This window comes from Blastomonas ursincola (genome assembly GCF_013607875.1).
Lineage (GTDB): Bacteria > Pseudomonadota > Alphaproteobacteria > Sphingomonadales > Sphingomonadaceae > Blastomonas > Blastomonas ursincola.
This window is the reverse complement of record NZ_VDES01000003.1, coordinates 437924-456034: the sequence shown is the minus strand read 5'-3', so window position 1 is coordinate 456034 and position 18111 is coordinate 437924. Positions and strand designations below refer to the sequence as shown.

General features: G+C 64.3%; 20 protein-coding genes, 1 tRNA gene and 1 riboswitch. Of the genes, 10 read left to right on the top strand and 11 right to left on the bottom strand.

The annotated features are described in order from the left end of the window. Nucleotides 1–14: 14 nt before the first annotated feature. Nucleotides 15–302, bottom strand: a complete 288-nt coding sequence (locus FG486_RS16025; RefSeq protein ID WP_060976941.1) for a BufA1 family periplasmic bufferin-type metallophore — start codon at nucleotides 300–302, stop codon at nucleotides 15–17. Between the two features lie 288 nt (nucleotides 303–590). Here FG486_RS16025 and groES point away from each other — a divergent pair, with 288 nt between their 5' ends. Together groES and groL are read left to right on the top strand one after the other, a co-directional pair. Beyond that, nucleotides 591–878 (top strand): co-chaperone GroES, encoded by a 288-nt coding sequence (groES, locus tag FG486_RS16020; protein ID WP_031317559.1) that lies wholly within the window; start codon nucleotides 591–593, stop codon nucleotides 876–878. Between the two features lie 51 nt (nucleotides 879–929). Next, nucleotides 930–2582 (top strand): chaperonin GroEL, encoded by a 1653-nt coding sequence (gene groL / locus FG486_RS16015; protein ID WP_060976940.1) that lies wholly within the window; start codon nucleotides 930–932, stop codon nucleotides 2580–2582. 71 nt (nucleotides 2583–2653) lie between these two features. On the opposite strand, the gene FG486_RS16010 is transcribed toward groL, so the two are convergent. Further along, a complete protein-coding gene (locus tag FG486_RS16010; protein WP_181268261.1) occupies nucleotides 2654–3337 on the bottom strand; it encodes a DJ-1/PfpI family protein in 684 nt (227 codons plus the stop codon). Nucleotides 3338–3358: 21 nt separating this feature from the next. Further along, a riboswitch (ZMP/ZTP riboswitch) is annotated at nucleotides 3359–3440 on the bottom strand. A gap of 101 nt (nucleotides 3441–3541) precedes the next feature. On the opposite strand from FG486_RS16010, the gene FG486_RS16005 reads away from it, so the two are divergent. Beyond that, nucleotides 3542–4609: an MBL fold metallo-hydrolase gene (locus tag FG486_RS16005; RefSeq protein ID WP_181268260.1), complete on the top strand. Its 1068-nt coding sequence runs from the start codon at nucleotides 3542–3544 to the stop codon at nucleotides 4607–4609. 15 nt (nucleotides 4610–4624) lie between these two features. On the opposite strand, the gene FG486_RS16000 is transcribed toward FG486_RS16005, so the two are convergent. Continuing rightward, nucleotides 4625–4909 carry a hypothetical protein gene (locus FG486_RS16000; protein WP_181268259.1) on the bottom strand — a complete coding sequence of 95 codons (285 nt, stop codon included), beginning with the start codon at nucleotides 4907–4909 and terminating at the stop codon, nucleotides 4625–4627. Between the two features lie 120 nt (nucleotides 4910–5029). Between FG486_RS16000 and polA the strand changes: the two genes are divergently transcribed. Both polA and FG486_RS15990 read left to right on the top strand, forming a co-directional pair. Then, nucleotides 5030–7834, top strand: coding sequence for a DNA polymerase I (polA, locus tag FG486_RS15995; RefSeq protein ID WP_181268424.1), 2805 nt, complete (start codon nucleotides 5030–5032; stop codon nucleotides 7832–7834). After that, the gene (locus FG486_RS15990; RefSeq protein ID WP_181268258.1) at nucleotides 7834–9177 is read left to right on the top strand and encodes a cation:proton antiporter; all 1344 of its coding nucleotides are present in this window, start codon (nucleotides 7834–7836) and stop codon (nucleotides 9175–9177) included. Before polA ends, FG486_RS15990 begins: the two co-directional genes overlap by 1 nt. 6 nt (nucleotides 9178–9183) lie before the next feature. Here FG486_RS15990 and FG486_RS15985 read toward each other — a convergent pair whose 3' ends face one another. Next, nucleotides 9184–10074: a prephenate dehydratase gene (locus FG486_RS15985; RefSeq protein WP_066280843.1), complete on the bottom strand. Its 891-nt coding sequence runs from the start codon at nucleotides 10072–10074 to the stop codon at nucleotides 9184–9186. A 236-nt stretch (nucleotides 10075–10310) separates the two neighbouring features. Here FG486_RS15985 and FG486_RS15980 point away from each other — a divergent pair, with 236 nt between their 5' ends. Then, nucleotides 10311–10964, top strand: coding sequence for a c-type cytochrome (locus tag FG486_RS15980; RefSeq protein WP_181268257.1), 654 nt, complete (start codon nucleotides 10311–10313; stop codon nucleotides 10962–10964). A gap of 58 nt (nucleotides 10965–11022) precedes the next feature. On the opposite strand, the gene FG486_RS15975 is transcribed toward FG486_RS15980, so the two are convergent. Next, a complete protein-coding gene (locus FG486_RS15975) occupies nucleotides 11023–11487 on the bottom strand; it encodes a DUF2721 domain-containing protein (RefSeq protein ID WP_082751023.1) in 465 nt (154 codons plus the stop codon). A gap of 234 nt (nucleotides 11488–11721) precedes the next feature. On the opposite strand from FG486_RS15975, the gene FG486_RS15970 reads away from it, so the two are divergent. Continuing rightward, the gene (locus FG486_RS15970) at nucleotides 11722–12174 is read left to right on the top strand and encodes a PaaI family thioesterase (protein WP_181268256.1); all 453 of its coding nucleotides are present in this window, start codon (nucleotides 11722–11724) and stop codon (nucleotides 12172–12174) included. Nucleotides 12175–12177: 3 nt separating this feature from the next. Continuing rightward, the gene (locus FG486_RS15965) at nucleotides 12178–12606 is read left to right on the top strand and encodes a PaaI family thioesterase (RefSeq protein ID WP_181268255.1); all 429 of its coding nucleotides are present in this window, start codon (nucleotides 12178–12180) and stop codon (nucleotides 12604–12606) included. Here FG486_RS15965 and FG486_RS15960 read toward each other — a convergent pair. The 4 genes from FG486_RS15960 to argH are packed head-to-tail and all read right to left on the bottom strand — an operon-like array spanning nucleotide 12569 to nucleotide 16251. Beyond that, nucleotides 12569–13351 (bottom strand): siroheme synthase, encoded by a 783-nt coding sequence (locus FG486_RS15960; RefSeq protein ID WP_181268254.1) that lies wholly within the window; start codon nucleotides 13349–13351, stop codon nucleotides 12569–12571. The two genes, FG486_RS15965 and FG486_RS15960, sit on opposite strands and share 38 nt — an antisense overlap. Beyond that, complete coding sequence (gene lysA, locus FG486_RS15955; RefSeq protein WP_181268253.1) at nucleotides 13348–14604, bottom strand: diaminopimelate decarboxylase; 1257 nt, start codon at nucleotides 14602–14604, stop codon at nucleotides 13348–13350. Before lysA ends, FG486_RS15960 begins: the two co-directional genes overlap by 4 nt. 16 nt (nucleotides 14605–14620) lie before the next feature. Next, nucleotides 14621–14875, bottom strand: coding sequence for a hypothetical protein (locus FG486_RS15950; RefSeq protein WP_422125060.1), 255 nt, complete (start codon nucleotides 14873–14875; stop codon nucleotides 14621–14623). Nucleotides 14876–14877: 2 nt separating this feature from the next. Beyond that, on the bottom strand, nucleotides 14878–16251 hold the full coding sequence (gene argH / locus FG486_RS15945) for an argininosuccinate lyase (protein ID WP_181268423.1): 1374 nt from the start codon (nucleotides 16249–16251) through the stop codon (nucleotides 14878–14880). Nucleotides 16252–16270: 19 nt separating this feature from the next. Between argH and FG486_RS15940 the strand changes: the two genes are divergently transcribed. Then, nucleotides 16271–16879 (top strand): TlpA family protein disulfide reductase, encoded by a 609-nt coding sequence (locus tag FG486_RS15940; protein ID WP_241695849.1) that lies wholly within the window; start codon nucleotides 16271–16273, stop codon nucleotides 16877–16879. A 10-nt stretch (nucleotides 16880–16889) separates the two neighbouring features. On the opposite strand, the gene FG486_RS15935 is transcribed toward FG486_RS15940, so the two are convergent. Further along, nucleotides 16890–17189, bottom strand: coding sequence for a hypothetical protein (locus FG486_RS15935; RefSeq protein WP_181268250.1), 300 nt, complete (start codon nucleotides 17187–17189; stop codon nucleotides 16890–16892). Then, nucleotides 17189–17264: transfer RNA gene (locus FG486_RS15930), tRNA-Val, on the bottom strand. The genes FG486_RS15935 and FG486_RS15930 overlap by 1 nt, the downstream gene beginning before the upstream one ends. Before the next feature lie 132 nt (nucleotides 17265–17396). On the opposite strand from FG486_RS15930, the gene rph reads away from it, so the two are divergent. Then, nucleotides 17397–18110 carry a ribonuclease PH gene (gene rph, locus FG486_RS15925; protein ID WP_066283087.1) on the top strand — a complete coding sequence of 238 codons (714 nt, stop codon included), beginning with the start codon at nucleotides 17397–17399 and terminating at the stop codon, nucleotides 18108–18110. Nucleotide 18111 lies beyond the last annotated feature (1 nt).

Genomic DNA, 18111 nt, shown 5'->3' with positions numbered 1-18111 from the left:
CCGATACCGTTGCATCAGCCGCGCGGGGTTGGCTTCTTGGCACCCTTGAGCGCGGTCAGCGAACCGCCCAGCTTGGCGCACTCGCCCTTGGCGACATATTTCCAGGCATTACCCTGGTAATCGACGGTCGAAGTCCCGGCGCACGAGGTGCCCGGGCCAGCGGCGCAGTCGTTCTTGCCCTTCAGCGAGACGCCGTAGCACTTTTCCTTTTCGCCGGCTGCGGCAGCGGGGGTTGCTGCGATGGTGGCAGCGGCAAGAACGGCAGCAGCTGCTGCGCCCAGAGTGATGATCGAGTTCGACATGGCAAGTTCCTTCATGAGAATATGGGTTGGCAAGTTGGACAGCGCGGCTGTCCAGCCTGCCTGTCAGTGCGATCTTTCGTGCGAGCCTGGGGGCAGGTTACCGCGATCTCGCGCTTCCCGCAAAAAATTTCCTGCGTGAATCGCTTGACCCTGTCTGCTCCAGCGCTATCTAGCGCCTCGTTAGCACTCACCCCGATCGAGTGCTAATCGCGAGGGCGGGCGCAATATCCTGTGCCAGCCGCGAAGGGGGTTTCACTAATTTCAGTGACGCAAGGAAAGGCTTAACGCATGACATTTCGTCCGTTGCACGACCGGGTTCTGGTGCGCCGCATCGAAGCCGAGGAAAAGACCGCTGGCGGGATCATCATCCCCGACGCAGCCAAGGAAAAGCCGTCGGAAGGCGAAGTGATCGCCGTCGGCGAAGGCACCCGTGACGAAGCCGGCAACCGCATCGCGCTCGACGTCAAGGTCGGCGACAAGATCCTGTTCGGCAAGTGGTCGGGCACCGAAGTGAAGATCAACGGCGAAGACCGGATCATCATGAAGGAAAGCGACATTCTGGGCATTCTCGGCTGATTTAAGCCCATTTGACCCACCGACCTCATTCGACAAGAAGGAACATTTCTCATGGCAGCTAAAGACGTAAAGTTTGGCCGCGACGCACGCGAACGCATCCTGCGCGGCGTGGATATCCTGGCCGATGCCGTCAAGGTGACCCTGGGCCCCAAGGGCCGCAACGTCGTCATCGACAAGAGCTTCGGCGCTCCCCGCATCACCAAGGACGGCGTCAGCGTCGCCAAGGAAATCGAACTGAAGGACAAGTTCGAGAACATGGGTGCGCAGATGGTCAAGGAAGTCGCTTCCAAGACCAACGACATTGCCGGTGACGGCACCACCACCGCCACCGTTCTGGCCCAGGCGATCGTGCGCGAAGGCATGAAGTCGGTCGCCGCCGGCATGAACCCGATGGACCTGAAGCGCGGTATCGACCTCGCCGTCACCAAGGTCGTCGAGAACCTGAAGAGCCGCTCGAAGGACGTGGCCGGTTCGAACGAGATCGCACAGGTCGGCATCATTTCGGCCAATGGCGACCGTGAAGTCGGCGAGAAGATCGCCGAAGCCATGGAGCGCGTCGGCAAGGAAGGCGTGATCACCGTCGAGGAAGCCAAGGGCCTCGAGTTCGAACTCGATGTCGTCGAAGGCATGCAGTTCGACCGCGGTTACCTGTCGCCCTATTTCATCACCAACCCCGACAAGATGACCGTGGAACTGGATAACCCCTACATCCTGATCCACGAGAAGAAGCTGTCGAACCTGCAGGCGATGCTCCCGATTCTGGAAGCTGTCGTGCAGACCGGTCGTCCGCTGCTGATCATCGCTGAAGACATCGAAGGCGAAGCGCTGGCTACCCTGGTGGTCAACAAGCTGCGCGGTGGCCTGAAGGTCGCGGCCGTCAAGGCTCCGGGCTTCGGTGACCGTCGCAAGGCGATGCTCGAAGACATCGCGATCCTGTCGAAGGGCGAGATGATCAGCGAAGACCTGGGCATCAAGCTCGAGAACGTCACGCTCGGCATGCTGGGTCAGGCCAAGCGCGTTTCGATCGACAAGGACAACACCACCATCGTCGATGGCGCCGGTGAAGCCGATGCGATCAAGGCTCGCGTCGAAGCGATCCGCACCCAGATCGACAACACCACCAGCGATTACGACCGCGAGAAGCTCCAGGAGCGTCTGGCCAAGCTCGCTGGCGGCGTCGCCGTGATCAAGGTCGGCGGTGCTTCGGAAGTCGAAGTGAAGGAAAAGAAGGACCGCGTCGACGATGCGCTGCACGCCACCCGTGCTGCCGTCGAAGAAGGCATCGTCCCCGGCGGTGGTACGGCGCTGCTGTACGCCACCTCGGCGCTCGAAGGCCTGACCGGCGAGAACGACGACCAGACCCGCGGCATCGACATCATCCGCAAGGCGCTGTTCGCTCCCGTCCGTCAGATCGCGCAGAATGCCGGTCATGATGGTGCGGTGGTCTCGGGCAAGCTGCTCGACGGCAACGATCCGACGCTGGGCTTCAACGCCGCGACCGACACCTATGAAAACCTGGTCGCCGCTGGCGTCATCGACCCGACCAAGGTCGTGCGCGCTGCGCTGCAGGACGCTGCCTCGGTCGCTGGTCTGCTGATCACCACCGAAGCCGCGATCTGCGACGCTCCGGAAGACAAGGCAGCCGGTGGCGGCATGGGCGGAATGCCCGGCGGCATGGGCGGCATGGGCGGCATGGATTTCTGATCCAGACCGTTCGGCACAGCCGACAAGAGAAACGGGGCCGGAGGGGAAACCTTCCGGTCCTTTTCTTGTGCTCAGGCCGTGGCGTTGAGCGCGGCTTCCATCTCGGCCGCGCGGGCATCGTAGAAGCGCTCGCGCATCATCGTGACGATCGGCTCCGGGCTGGTCCCGGGCGTGCCACCCGCATAGGGCGGCGCGGGGTCATATTCGAAATTGAGCTGGATCGACCGCGCGACGTCCTCGCCGTGCAGATGCGCGATGACCGAGAGCGCGAAATCGATGCCCGATGTCACGCCGCCTGCGGTGATGACATTGCCATCAAACACCGTGCGCGCGGGCTCGTATATGGCCCCCACCAGCGGCAGCTGCCCGGTATAGCCCCAGTGCGTCGTCGCGCGCTTGCCCTGCAGCAATCCCGCGCGCCCCAGAATGAACGCGCCGGTGCAAACGCTCGTTACCCATTGCGCGGCGGCCCCCTGGCGGCGGACGAAATCAATCAGCGGCGTGGCAGCCAGTGCCGCAGGCACCCCCAGCCCGCCCGGCACGCACAACAGGTCCCCCTGCGGGCAATCGTCAAAGCTGATGGTCGGCACGATAGCGAACCCGGCATCGGTCATCACTGGGTCAAGCGTCGCCGCGGCCACGTGCACCTTCGCTCCCGGCATCCGGCACAGGAATTGCGCCGGCCCGGTGAAATCGAGCTGGGTGATCCGGTCGAAGATCGCGAAGACGACGTGAAATGGAGGCGCATCGGTCATGGGGCATTCCTTTCGTGCGAGGAAGATTGCCCAGGCGCGCGACAGTGACAAGCGCCCGCTCCCCGATGGTAATCCATCCGATGCGCCAGTTGCGGGCGGGACGAGCCTAACGCGTCTGAGGACGTCCGCCAAGCCCGATACAAAGCGCTGGCGGACGGCCCAATATTATGGCACGGATAGTGACATAATATTGGGGAGGGGTTCATGCGACGTGTCGTCATCGGGCTGGTCGTCATTATCGCGACTGTCGGAGGGCTTGCCTGGCTCTCGCGCGATCGGCTTGGCGAGATCGTGTTCAATCGCGCGGTCGAGGCGAATTACGGCCAGGACGCCATTGCAGGTCTGCCTGATGGGCTGCACGTCATCCTGTGCGGTACCGGATCTCCCCTGCCCGATCCGGATCGTTCGGGCCCGTGCACGCTGGTGCTGGCGGGCAAGCAGCTGTTTCTGGTCGATTCAGGCTCTGGCGCTGGCAGGCGCATCGGCGAGATGAGCATCCCGCTGGGCAGGATCGACGCGACGCTGCTCACCCATTTTCATTCGGACCATATCGATGGGCTTGGCGAGGTCCTGATGCTGCGCTGGGCAGCGAGCGGGCGCAAGCAGCCGATGCCGGTCTATGGCCCAGACGGCGTGGAACGGGTCGTGAGCGGTTTCGACACTGCCTATACCGCCGATTACGGCTATCGCATCGCGCATCACGGGGCTGACATCATGCCGCGCAGCGGTGCGGGCGCGCGGGCGCTGACCATTGCGTCAACGAACGCGCCGCAGCTTGTCTACAACCGAGGCGGCGTGAAGATCACTGCGTTCAAGGTGAAGCATGATCCGGTCGAGCCCGCATTGGGATACCGGTTCGACTATAAGGGGCGTTCGATTGTCATCAGCGGAGATACCGCGCCGACATCAACCGTGGCGCAGATGTGCAAGGGCTGCGACGTTCTGGTGCATGAGGTTCTGAACCCGGCCATGGTCGGCAAGATATCGGCAACCGCCAAGGCCGCCGACGACAGGCGCATCGCCAAGATCATGTCCGACATTCCGGGCTATCATAGCTCGCCGGTGGCGGTGGCCGGGATCGCGCAGCGAGGCAAGGCAAAGATGCTCGTCTTCACCCATATCGTTCCGCGCATGCCCTCGCGGCTCCTCCACCCCTATTTCCTGCGCGGGGTTTCGGCGGCCTATGCGGGCAAGGTTGTGATGGGCGAGGATGGAATGCAAATCAGCCTGCCCGCCGGTAGCGACCGGATCGAACAGGCTGACCTGCTGTAACGGAATTGCGAGAGATTACTGGGCTTCTTCCTTGGCCTCGGCCTTGGCTTCGTCCCATTCCTTCTCGATCTTGTCGCCGGCCTTGTCGGCCTCGGCGTCGAGATCCTTCGCGGCTTCGTCCACGCTGGCCTCCACATCGTCAGCGGCATTCTCGATGACTTCACCCGCCGCGTTGGCATTGGCCTCGATATCATCGCCAGCAGCTTCGGCGGCCGCATCGGCCTTCTGTTCGGTTTCGGCCGAGCAGGCGGCAAGTCCGAGCGCGAGGGCCGTGACACTGGCAATGGCTAGATTTCGCATGGGATAGCTCCTTCAATAGGGTGCCCGATACGGCACCTTCCCCGACCCGCTTACGCGCCACGGCATGGGCGGTTCCAAAATCGCATGACCCTGCGCACCGCCGCTGCTATCGCTGCCGCCATGGCACAGCAGAACCATCTCTATCTCGTCGACGGCTCCTCGTATATCTTTCGCGCCTATCACCGGCTGCCGCCGCTGACCAATCCGGAAGGCACGCCGGTCGGCGCGGTCTACGGCTATACGACCATGCTCTGGAAGCTCGCCGATGACCTGCACAAGGCCGATGGCCCGACGCATATGGCGGTGATTCTCGACAAGAGCTCGCAGAGCTTTCGCAACGAGCTTTATGACCAGTACAAGGCGCACCGGCCCGAGCCGCCCGAGGATCTGCGACCGCAATTCCCGCTGATCCGCGATGCGACGCGCGCCTTTTCGATGCCCTGCATCGAGGAAGACAATGTCGAGGCGGACGACATCATCGCGAGCTATGCCAAGGATGCCCTCGCCAAGGGTTGGAAGGTCACCATCGTCAGTTCGGACAAGGATCTGATGCAGCTCATCCAGCCCGGGCTGGACATGCTCGACACGATGAAGAACGCCCGGCTCGGCCCCGAAGCGGTGATGGAGAAGTTCGGTGTCACCCCCGAGCAGCTGGGCGATGTGCTCGCGCTGATGGGCGATGCCGTCGACAATGTGCCGGGCATTCGCGGCATCGGCCCCAAGACGGCGTCGAAGCTGATTGTCGAGCATGGCGACCTGGAAAGCGTGCTCGCGGCGGCGCCCTCGATGAAGCCCTCCAAGATGCGCGACAGCCTGATCGAGCAGGCCGATATGGCCCGGCTGAGCAAGGTGCTGGTGACGCTCAAGGACGACTGCCCGCTGCCCAACGAACTCGACGATTTCCTGCTCAAGGACATCCCGCCCGAGCCGCTCGCCGCATTCCTCACCAAGCACGGCTTTACCAGCCTGCTGCGCAAACTGGGTGCAAGCGGCCCGGCGGACGCAGCCCCTGCCCCCTCCGGCGCTCCGAGCGACGCACCGGGCAGCGACAATGCGATAACGCCGCAGCCGCTTGCGATGCCGGCGATCAACCTCGACGATTATGTCTGCGTGCAGGATGTCGATGCGCTCGATGCCTGGATCGCCAAGGCGCGGGCTGCTGGCATGGTCGCGGTCGATACCGAAACGGATTCGCTTGATTCGATGCAGGCGGCTCTGGTCGGGGTCAGCCTGGCGGTCGCCCCTGGCGAGGCCTGCTACATCCCGCTGGGCCATGGCAGCAACGACATGTTCGCCGAAAAGCCTCAGCAGATCGCGCTCGGCGACGCGATCGCCCGGCTCAAGCCGCTGCTGGAGGACGACGCCGTTCTCAAGATCGGCCAGAACCTCAAATATGATCTCAACGTGCTGGCGCGACACGGCGTGCATGTCTCGCCGATCGACGACACGATGGTGATGAGCTTCAACCTGGACGCGGGGCAGGAATTCGGTACCGGAGGGCATGGGATGGATGCGCTCGCCGACCGCCATCTCGGCCATCAGTGCATCAGCTTCAAGTCGCTTACCGGCACCGGCAAGAAGCAGATCGGCTTCAACGAGGTACCGCTCGCCGATGCGACGCGCTATGCCGCCGAGGACGCCGATGTCACGCTGCGGCTGTGGCACGTGCTGCGCCCGCGCCTGCCGGTCGAGGGCGCGACGCGCATCTACCAGAATGTCGATCGCCCGCTGATCCCCGTCGTCGCGGGCATGGAGCGCCACGGCATCAAGGTCGATCGCGAGCAACTCGCCGCGCTGAGCCAGGATTTCGCCACGCGCATGGCCGCGCTGGAAGGCGAGATTCACGAGCTCGCGGGGCAGAGCTTTGCCATCGGCAGCCCCAAGCAATTGGGCGAGATTCTGTTCGACAAGCTGGGCCTCAAGGGCGGCAAAAAGGGCAAGACAGGTGCCTATTCGACCGACGTCACCGTGCTCGAGAAGCTCGCGGGCGAAGGATCGGAAATCTCGCGCAAGGTGCTCGACTGGCGGCAGCTGTCGAAGCTCAAGTCGACTTATACCGATGCGCTGCAGGAACAGATCAACCCGAACACTGGCCGCGTGCACACCAGCTACAGCCTGGTCGGCGCGCAGACCGGGCGGCTGTCCTCGACCGAGCCGAACCTCCAGAACATCCCGATCCGCACCGAGATCGGCCGCCAGATCCGCCATGCCTTTGTCGCCGAACCCGGCAATGTCATCCTCGCGGCGGACTATAGCCAGATCGAACTTAGGCTCGCCGCGCACATGGCCGATGTCGAGACGCTGCGCGATGCCTTTGCCCATGGCGAGGACATCCATAACCGCACCGCGCAGGAGCTGTTCGGCGAGGTCAATCGCGATACGCGCGGGCGCGCCAAGACGATCAACTTCGCGATCCTCTACGGCATTTCGCGCTGGGGCCTGGCCGGACGGCTCGAGGTAAGCGCGGACGAGGCGCAGGCGATGATCGACACCTATTTCCAGCGCTTCCCGGGCATCAACCGCTATATCGCCGAAACGCTCGCAAGCGCGCGCGAATGCGGCTTTACCGAGACGCTGTTCGGCCGCAAGACGCATTTCCCGCGCATCACCTCGAAGAACCAGGCCGAGCGCCAGGGCAGCGAGCGCGCGGCGATCAACGCGCCGATCCAGGGCACCAGTGCGGACATCATCAAGCGGGCGATGGTGCGCATGAACCCCGCGCTCGAGGCTGCAGGCCTTGGTCACGTCCGCATGCTGCTGCAGGTGCATGACGAACTGGTGTTCGAACTGCCCGAAGGCGATGTGGAGGCAGCCTCCGCCGTGATCCGATCGGTCATGGAAAATGCGGCGGAACCGGCCGTCACGCTCAGCGTACCCCTGGGTGTGGAGATCGGCACCGGGCCGAGTTGGGGGGCCGCGCACTGATGATCGATACTGTGCGGCAGACCATCGTTCCTCAGACTCCGGACCTTGACGTCACCGCCTATGCCGATCCGATGTTCACTTCGGTGATCGGACAGTTCCTGCTCGACAATTACAAGCTCTGGCTGCTCGGGATCGGGCTGGTGGTGTTGCTGGTCGCGTGGCTGCCGCTGCTGCTGAAGAAGCTGCCGCTTTCGCTGCCGATCATTTTTGTCGGCATGGGCATGGCGATCTTCGCATGGACGCCGCTCGCGCAATTCTCACCGCACCCGGTCGAATCGCCGGTGCTGATCGAAAAGGCGAGCGAGTTCATCGTCATCGTCTCGCTGATGGGTGCGGGGCTGAAAATCGGCAGGCCGCTGAGCTGGCGCGGGTGGAACCTGACCATCCGGCTGCTCGCGATCGTCATGCCGTTGACCATCCTGTTCATCGCCCTGTCGGGGCTGTGGATTCTCGGGCTGCCTCTCGCCTCTGCACTGCTACTCGGCGCCTGTCTTGCGCCCACCGATCCGGTCCTGGCCTCCGACGTCCAGATCGAGCGGCCCGATAGTGAAGACAGCGACGAGGCCCGTTTTGCGCTCACTTCGGAAGCCGGGCTGAACGATGCCCTGGCCTTTCCCTTCGTTCACCTTGCGCTTGCAGCCAGCGCCGCTTCGCTGACCGGAGGCGTGCTGGCCGAATGGCTGTGGCACGATGTCGCCTGGCGTCTGGGCGTCGGCGCGCTGGTCGGCGCGGTCGGCGGCTGGCTGCTGGGCCAGATCATCTATCGCCTGCCCCAGGACACCCGCCTGTCGCGGACCGGCGACGGCTTCATCGCATTGGGTGCCACGCTCGCCATCTATGCGCTGACCGAATTCGCGCACGGATATGGATTTCTGGCCGTGTTCATCGCCGGATTGATCCTGCGGCGTTCGGCAGAGGGCGACGAGTTCAACAGCGAGCTTCACGATTTTGCCGACGAGACCGAGCGCCTGGTGATGATGGTGCTGCTCGTCCTGTTCGGCGGGATGCTCACCGGTGGCGAACTGCTGAGCGATATCGGATGGACCAACATCTTGATCGCTGCCCTGGTGTTGCTCGTGATCCGTCCGGTCATTGGCTATTTCGCGCTGGCCGGCATAGACCGCCATCCGCTGGAAAAGTTCGTCATCGCCTTTTTCGGCATTCGCGGGCTGGGTTCGGTCTATTATCTCGCCTTCGGCCTCAACCATGGCGACTTTCCGATGCAGCACACCCTCTGGGAAACCCTGGGACTGATCGTGCTCGGATCGATCCTGCTGCACGGCCTGACGGTAACGCCGATCATGCGCCATCTGACAAAGCGCATTTACGGTAAGGATGACTGAAACCGCCTATTCGCGCGACATGGCCTGCGGATAGCTGCCCAGAATGCGCACCCATTTGCTGTGATAGCCGAGCACCTCGAGCGCGCGATCCACTGCAGGCTGGCCGGGCATGCCTTCGATATCCGCGTAGAATTCGGCCGCAGCAAAGCTGCCGTCGCGGATATAGCTTTCCAGCTTGGTCATGTTGATGCCATTGGTGGCGAAGCCCGACAGCGCCATGAACAAGGCAGCGGGGATGTTCTTCACCTCGAAGATGAAGGTGGTCATCACCTTGGCCACATCGGGCATCGGATCGTCGCGATGAGCGGCCAGCACGACGAAGCGCGTCATGTTGTGCGCGGCGTCCTCGATGCCTTCGTCGACCACCTTGAGCCCGAACACGTCCCCCGCCAGGCGCGAGGCGACCGCGCACAGTCCCGGTTCGCTCGATTCGGCGACAAACGCCGCCGCGCCTGCAGTATCGGGGTAGTTGACCGGCTCGATCCCGCGCGCGCGCAGATAGTGCCGCGTCTGGCCCAGCGCCTGCGGATGGCTGACCGCCGAATGGTACGGCCCGTCATCCCTGGCCAGCAGGCAGTGGCGTACCGGCAGGAAATATTCGGCGACGATGGTGAGGCCGCTTTCTGGCAGCAGGAAATGGATGTCCGCGACGCGCCCGTGCTGCGAGTTCTCGATCGGGATGATCGCGCGCGCGGCGCGGCCGTCCTTCACCGCATCCATCGCGTCCTGGAACGAGAAGCATGGCAGCGGATGCCAGTCGGGAGCAAAGGCCCGTGCAGCGATGTGCGAATAGGCGCCCGGCGCGCCCTGATAAGCAATCGATCGCTCCGGTTCGGCAGAGGCGATTCGGGCCATGTCCTCGACCATCTGGCGGGCGATCTCAGGGTAGCTTTGCATGGGCACGGCGCATAGGCAGGCCCAGCCGTAACGACAAGGCGAAATCGCGCGTGTCGGGGCTTGCAGTGCGAACGGACCATGATTAGAGGGGGCGGCTGACCGGCCCTGTTGCGACGCGGCAACGGGGTCTTTCAACAGGGCGAAAAGGCCGGCGATCGACGCCGTTCTTATCGGATGACGACCTTTCAGGGCGCCGTGGCCGCATGGCGTCCCTATCAAAGATGAGGCAACAGGGCATGCAGGACAGCAAAAACACGATTGCAGGTTGGGTTCTTGCGGGGGGCATTTGCGCCCTTGGCCTGTCGATCGTCAGCGGCAAGGTGTTCCATGCCGACAAGCCCGAGCGTCCCGAGAAGCTGGGCTATGTGATCGAAGGCGTCGTCTCTTCCGAGGGCGAGGGCGGTGCGGCTGAAGTTCCGATCGAAACCCTGCTCGCCAGCGCCGATCCGGCCAAGGGCGAGAAGGTCTTCGCCAAGTGCTCTTCGTGCCATTCGATCAACAGCGGCGGTGCCAACGGTATCGGTCCCAATCTTTACGGCGTTCTGGGCAAGCCGCACGCTTCGGTGGCGGGTTTTGCCTATTCGGACGCGCTGAAGAGCAAGTCGGGCCCCTGGACCTTCCAGGAAATGAACAAGTGGCTCACCTCGCCCAAGGCCTATGCCGACGGCACCAAGATGAGCTTTGCGGGCCTTGGCAAGGCTGAAGACCGCGCCAACCTGATGGCGTGGATGAACACCCAGTCGGGCAGCCCGCTGCCGCTGCCGGCGGCTCCCGCTGCCGAAGCTGCTCCGGCAGCTGAGGGTGCAGCATCGACCGAAGACCCGGCTGCGGCCGCCGCTGCCGATGATGCCGCCGCAGCAGGTGCTGTCGCCGCCCCCACCGGCGGCTGATCGCACCTCAACCCATTGCGGAACCGAAAGGGCCCTGCCAGCGATGGCGGGGCCTTTTTCATTCCCCGTCGAGCTTGAGCAGCCGCTCCTCGATCCGGATCGTGTGCATCGCCATGCGTATCTCGAGCACGAACAGCACCAGCCCGGCGATCAGGAACGCCATGGCGAGGATGAAGCCGCCGGCGACGATCTGCCCGAAGCGATAGCCGGTGAGCGACAGCACGAAGATCGAGGCGATCACCACGCCGACCGTGATCGCGCTCAATGTCCCCATCAGGATCGCCTTGTTGACGATATCCGCGCGCCGATCGAGGATCCGCAGCTCGTTGACCACGCGGATATGGGCCTCGCCCTGGGTGCGATGAAATTCTGCCATCTGGACCCGCTCGCGATCGACTACGCGGGCGAGGCGATTGGCGAACATCTGCAGGATATTGCCCGTCGCCAGCAGCAGAAATGCCGGGGCCATGGCGATCTGGATCAGCTTGCCGATCTGCCCGATATCGAAATCTGCCATGAACATGCTGGTCCGCCCTCCCGTCGCGCTGCGCGACTATAGCCGGGCAGGGCAACCCATCAATCGCCTATCGCAGCGTCGCCGCGACGATTGGCTGGCCGGTCGCATGACTCTGGCAGCGCTGGGAATCTCCACCGTTCCCGTAGCCCATTGACCTCTCCGCCGCAGCGTGCACAGTCCGCGCAGCATGACCCAGCCCTTTTCTGCTTCCTTGCTTGCCATCCGAATCGAGCACCGCGCATGACCGAACCCGGTACGCCCCCCGGCTGGTTCGATCCCAGCGCCTTCGAGGGTATCCTCGGCAAGCTTGGCCATGGCGGGCATCTCGGCATGCGTTACCGCGCACATGGCGTTGGCTGGGTCGAGATGGAACTGCCCTATTCCGAACGGCTGATTGGCGATGTGGACAGCGGCGTCATCGCATCGGGGCCGATCATCAGCCTGATGGACAATGCCACCAGCCTTTCGGTCTGGACCGCGATCGGCGAGTTCCGCCCGCAGGTGACGCTCGATCTGCGAGTCGATTACATGCGCCCCGCCACGCCGGGCAAGTCCGTCATCGGTCGTGGGGAATGCTACAAGGTCACGCGGTCGATGGCCTTTGTGCGCGGCATCGCGCATGATGGCGATCCCGATGATCCGGTCGCGCATGTTGCGGGCACCTTCATCCGCGTCGACAATTTTCTGGGCTGAGCGATGAGCACCGATCCCGATATGAACGCGATCCTCGGCTTCATGCCGCCCTTTGCAGAGACGATGGGCATTACCGTCGATCACCTCCACAATGGCCTGCCGGTGATGGCGTTCGATTACGGGCCGCAGGTCATGGGCCGGCCCGGCTTTCTGCACGGCGGCGCGATGAGCGGGCTGATGGAGATCGCCGCGATTGCCGCTTTGCGGGTCACCGTGGCGGCAGACGAACCGGCGGTGCGGATCAAGCCGGTCAACATCACGATCAATTTCATGCGCGGCGGACGCGAGGCGCGGACCTATGCGCTGGGCGAGGTCACCCGGATCGGGCGGCGCGTCGCCAATGTCGAGGCCAAGGCCTGGCAGGACGATCCGGCCAAGCCGATCGCGACGATCTTCATGAACTTCCTGCTGTCGTCGCCCAAGCCAGCCTGACGACCACACCGGGCTCGTCAGCCTGGCCATCATCGACGCGCATCGCCGCATCGGCGCGTGCACGCGACAGAATGGACCTCGGCATACCGGCAGGATGCAGCACCAGATCCGCGCTCCCCAGCAATCGCACCTGACGCAAGGTCAGATCGTCGGGGTCGGGCGAGGCAATCGTCAGCGTATAGAGGCCCGATCCGACACCCTCGCCGCCATGTTCGATCCACTTCTCAACGGCATCAGCGTCTTGATCGGATAGAGGATCGAGCGGTCCCCCCGGTGCCAGCGCCGCATCGATCGCCCGCCTGCGCTCCGGACCGCCGGGCCAGCGCGCACGGATGGCATCGCGCGCCGCATCGAGTGCGTGCGCCAGCCCGCCCAGCCCTGCTGGCAACATCGCCTCGAACCGCTGGCGGAGCGCCTTGGCCAGGCCCGCTGAGGCCCCGCCGGTGCCGATGGCGATCAGCACCGGATCGCGGTCGATGATCGCAGGGGTGGTGAAATCGCACAGCGCAGGCCGATCGACCGCATTGACCAGCAAGCCGCGTGCCTTGAGCCGTTCGACAGCGGCGATGGCCTGAGCCTCAGCCTCCAGCGCAACGATGGCGATGCGAGCATCGCGATTGTCCTCGGCGACGCAGATCCCCCCTGCCCGCTCGATCAGCCGCCGCTTCGCATCCGCCATCTCGCCATCGCCCAGCAGGATGACTGGCATCCCGCGCAGGTTCACGAAGATGGGAAGCTGGTTCACAGCCAGTCGGGCACGGTTTCCGCCGCCATGATCTCGGCAGGGCTGATGCGGTTGGCGACCACGGCATAGCGGTCGCCATCGACCAGCACCTCTGCGACGATGCCGCGGCTGTTATAACTGCTCGCCATGGTCGCGCCATAGGCTCCCGCGGTGCGGAAGATCGCCAGGTCGCCATCGCTGACGGTATCGATGTCGCGGCCCATGGCGAAGGTATCGCCGCTTTCGCACACCGGGCCAACGATGTTCGCCGTCATCCGGGTGCCATTTGGACGCACGGCCTCGAAATCATGCCAGGCATCGTAGAGCGCGGGTCGGGCAAGGTCGTTCATCGCGGCATCGACGACCACAAAGGGATCACGGATGCCTGGCTTGATACGGATCACGCGGGTGAGCAGAACCCCGGCATTTCCCGCGATCACGCGGCCCGGTTCAAACTGGATCACCGCGTCCCAGTCGCGTGTCACCCGGGCGACCAGCGCGCCATAATCGGCGGGCGATGGTGGTTCGGTCGCGGCCTGATAGGGCACGCCCAGGCCGCCGCCCAGATCGACATGGGTGATCGTGTGTCCCTGCTCACGCAAATGCGCGACCAGCTCGCCGATCTTGCCGAACGCGGCTTCGAGCGGATCGAGGCTGAGCAGCTGGCTGCCGATATGCACCGCGACCCCGCGCAGCGAGATGCCGGGAAGCTGCGACAGGCGCTGATAGATGCCGGGACCGACATGCAGGCCGACGCCGAACTTGTTGTCGGCCTTGCCGGTCGAGATCTTGGCATGCGTGCCCGCATCGACATCGGGATTGATGCGCAGCGTCGCCTGCGCGGTCAGCCCCATCGCGGCGGCGACCGCAGCGAGCATGCGGCCTTCCTCTTCGGATTCGATGTTGAACTGGCCGATGCCCTTGGCCAGCGCATGGCGCATCTCGGTCTCGGTCTTGCCGACGCCCGAAAACACGATGTCATGCGCGGCAATCCCTGCCGCCAGCGCGCGGTCGAGCTCGCCTGCAGAAACGACATCGGCGCCATAACCGCGTCCGGCCAGCACCTTGAGCACGGCCAGGTTCGGATTGGATTTTACCGCAAATGCCAGGTGCTTGCGTTCCACACCTGCCAGGCCTTCGCGAAACACATCGGCATGGCGCTCGAGCGTCGCGCGCGAATAGACATAGACGGGGGTGCCGACCTCTTCGGCAATGCGCGCCAGCGGAACGCGTTCGGCAAACAGCTCACCGTCTACCAGTGCGAAATGATCCATGAGGGGGACAGTCCTGTTATTCGGGAGGAAGGTCGAACGGATCGTCGACCCGCGCTTCGGACTTGCGGCGCAGCTCGACATTGCGCTCGGGCCGCGACTGGGTGCTCGGCTCGAGCAGCTCGTTGGGTCCGGCAGCACCGACAGCGCCATAAGCGGGAGGCACGGGTTTCATGCCCTTGACCGCGGTCAGCTTCTGCCGGCTGCCGCAGCCGGGCAGCGCGACCAGCGCGGTGAGCGCAGCAGCAGCGATCAGGGTTGCGGTACGCGGCATCGTCATTCTCCCGCCAGCGCGGCACGGGCGCGGGCCACCTGCTGCCTTACCTGATCGGGCGCGGTGCCGCCATAGCTGTTGCGGCTGGCGACCGAGGCATCGACCGACAGCGCGGGATAGACCGCCTCGGTAATGCGCGGGTCGATCGCCTGCAACTCGTCCAGCGCGAGCGCATCGAGCGCGACGCCCCTGCCCTCGGCCAGCTTGACCACCGCGCCGGTAATGTGATGCGCCTCGCGGAACGGGATGTCTGCCTGGCGCACCAGCCAGTCGGCAAGGTCGGTCGCGGTGGCAAAGCCGCGCTCGGTCGCCTTGCGCATCGCGGCGGTATCGAACCCGGTTTCGGCGACCATCCCGGTCATCGCGGCTAGGCTGAGCATCAGCAGGCCTTCGCATTCAAACACCGGCGGCTTGTCGTCCTGCATGTCCTTGGAATAGGCGAGCGGCAGGCCCTTCATCGTCACCATCAGCGCGGTCTGGCAGCCGATGATCCGCCCGGCATGGCCGCGCACCAGTTCCGCCGCATCGGGATTGCGCTTCTGCGGCATGATCGACGATCCGGTCGAGAAGCTGTCGGGCAGCTTGACGAAGCCATAAGGCTGGCTCGCCCAGATGATGAATTCCTCGGCCAGCCGCGACAGGTGCAGCGCGCATTGCGCGGCGGCATTGAGGTAATCGAGCGCGAAGTCGCGATCCGATACCGCGTCGAGCGAATTGGCGGTGGGCCGGTCGAAACCGAGCGCGCTGGCCGTGGCGTCGCGGTCGATTGGGAAGCCGGTTCCAGCGAGCGCTGCCGATCCCAGCGGACACTGGTTCATCCGCGCCCGTGCGCTAGCAAAACGGTCGCGATCGCGCGCGAACATCTCGTAATAGGCGAGCAGATGGTGGCCGAGCGTCACCGGCTGCGCGATCTGGAGATGCGTGAAGCCCGGCATGATCGCATCGACATGCTGTTCGGCGCGGTTGACAAGCGCCGTCTGCAGCGCCTTGAGCGCGGCATCGGCCGCATCGCACGCATCGCGCACCCAGAGGCGGAAATCGGTCGCAACCTGGTCGTTGCGCGAGCGCGCGGTATGCAGGCGCCCTGCCGCCGGGCCGATCAGCTCGGCGAGCCGCGCCTCGACATGCATGTGGATGTCCTCGAGCGCCCAATCCTCGGCGACGCCGTTCGCGGCATATTCCTCGGCAATCTGCTGGAGGCCTTGGGTAATCGCCTCTGCATCGGCGGCGGGGATGATCCCCTGAGCGTCCAGCATCGCGACATGCGCGAGCGATCCGTCAATATCCTGCCGCCACAGCGCCTTGTCGAACGGGATCGAAGCATTTATGGCCCGCATCACGTCGGATGGCCCGGCGGCGAAGCGTCCGCCCCACATGCTGTTGGAGTTGTTTCCCATGCCTATCGTCCATCTTTCGCGCCGCAGCCTCTGGCCGGTGGTGGCCCTGGCCGCTCTGGCAACTGGCGCGTGCGATAGGCAATCGCCCGCCGGGGAGCAACCCGCAGGCGCGGAAAAAACCGCAGAAAAGGCAGGCCCGGATGTGCCGCTCTCAGGCACGCTCGACATCTCGCAGCGGGGCAAGGCTGCGCCCGATGTCAGCTTCAAGGATCCCGACGGCAAGACGGTCACGCTCGCCGCGTTCAAGGGCAAGCCGGTGCTAGTCAACCTCTGGGCGACCTGGTGCGGGCCTTGCGTGGTCGAGATGCCGACGCTCGATGCCCTGGCCGCGCGCGAAAAGGACCGGCTGGTCGTGCTCACCGTGTCGCAGGACATGCAGGATCTCGACAAGATCGCCCCGTTCTTTGCCGAAAAGGGCTTCAAGAACCTGCAGCCCTATACCGACCAGGAAAACAATCTGGGCTTCAGCTATCAGACCGGCGTGATGCCGACGACAGTGCTTTATGATGCGCAAGGCAAGGAAGTCTGGCGGATGATCGGCGGGATGGACTGGAACGGCACCCGCGCGTCGGCGCTGATGGAAGAAACGCTCGCCGCCAAGGGCTGAGCGGTCCCTATCACATCAGGATCGGCGCAATCACGCGGCAGCGCTTGCGCGATGCCTCCTTCTTTGCGCGTGCAGGCACGGTCGCAACCCGCTTCTTGCCCACGCAATCCTCCTGCGCCGGAACGGCGCGGTCCAGATTGACGAACGACACTGGCAGCAGCGGCAGGGTGCTGCCCAGAATGACTGTCAGGATCAGGTGGCTCGACATGCGCGTGTGATGTCGCGCACAGCCTGACCAGTAGCTGAACGAAACCGGCTTCGTGGAATTTTGTCGAACAGCGTTGCTCTTGCGCAACGCATTGCCGACCATGGTGGGCGATGACAGGCTCGAACTGCCGACCCTCTCGGTGTAAACGAGATGCTCTACCAACTGAGCTAATCGCCCATGGTCGCTGGCAAGGTGCGTCCCCTGCCATTTTTGCATTCGGCTGGCAAGAGGCTTGGCGCTTTCCAATCTGCCAACCGCCCGCTATCGGCGCGGAACGGACAGCGGGTCCGACCTATTGGAGAATCACCTATGCGCCCATCCGGCCGCGCCCCCGACGAAATGCGTGCCATCAGCATCGAGACCGGCTTTACCAAGCATGCCGAGGGCAGCTGCCTGATCGGTTTCGGGGACACCCGCGTGCTGGTGACCGCGAGCATCGAGGAGCGCCTGCCGCCTTGGCTCAAGGGCAAGGGCGAAGGCTGGGTCACGGCGGAATATTCTATGCTGCCGCGCGCGACCCACACGCGCGGGCAGCGCGAGGCAGCGAAGGGCAAGCAATCGGGGCGGACCCAGGAAATCCAGCGGCTGATCGGCCGTTCGCTGCGCGCCGTCGTCGACCTCAAGAAGCTCGGCGAGCGTCAGATCACGGTCGATTGCGACGTCATTCAGGCCGATGGCGGCACGCGCACCGCGTCGATCTCGGGCGCGTGGGTGGCGCTGCGCCTCGCAGTCAACGGACTGATGGCGCAAGGCCTCATCAAGGACGACCCGATCACCGCCAAGGTCGCCGCGATCAGCTGCGGCATCCATCAGGGCACGCCGGTGCTGGACCTCGACTATATCGAGGATTCGAACGCCGATGCCGATGCCAATTTCGTGCTGATCGAGGGCGGCAATATCGCCGAAGCGCAGGCCACTGCCGAGGGCGCACCCTATGACGAGGAAGCTTTGCTGCGCCTGCTGCGCCTCGCCCGCATGGGCTGCGCGCAGATTTTCGAGGCGCAGGGCAAGGCGGTCGGTTGAC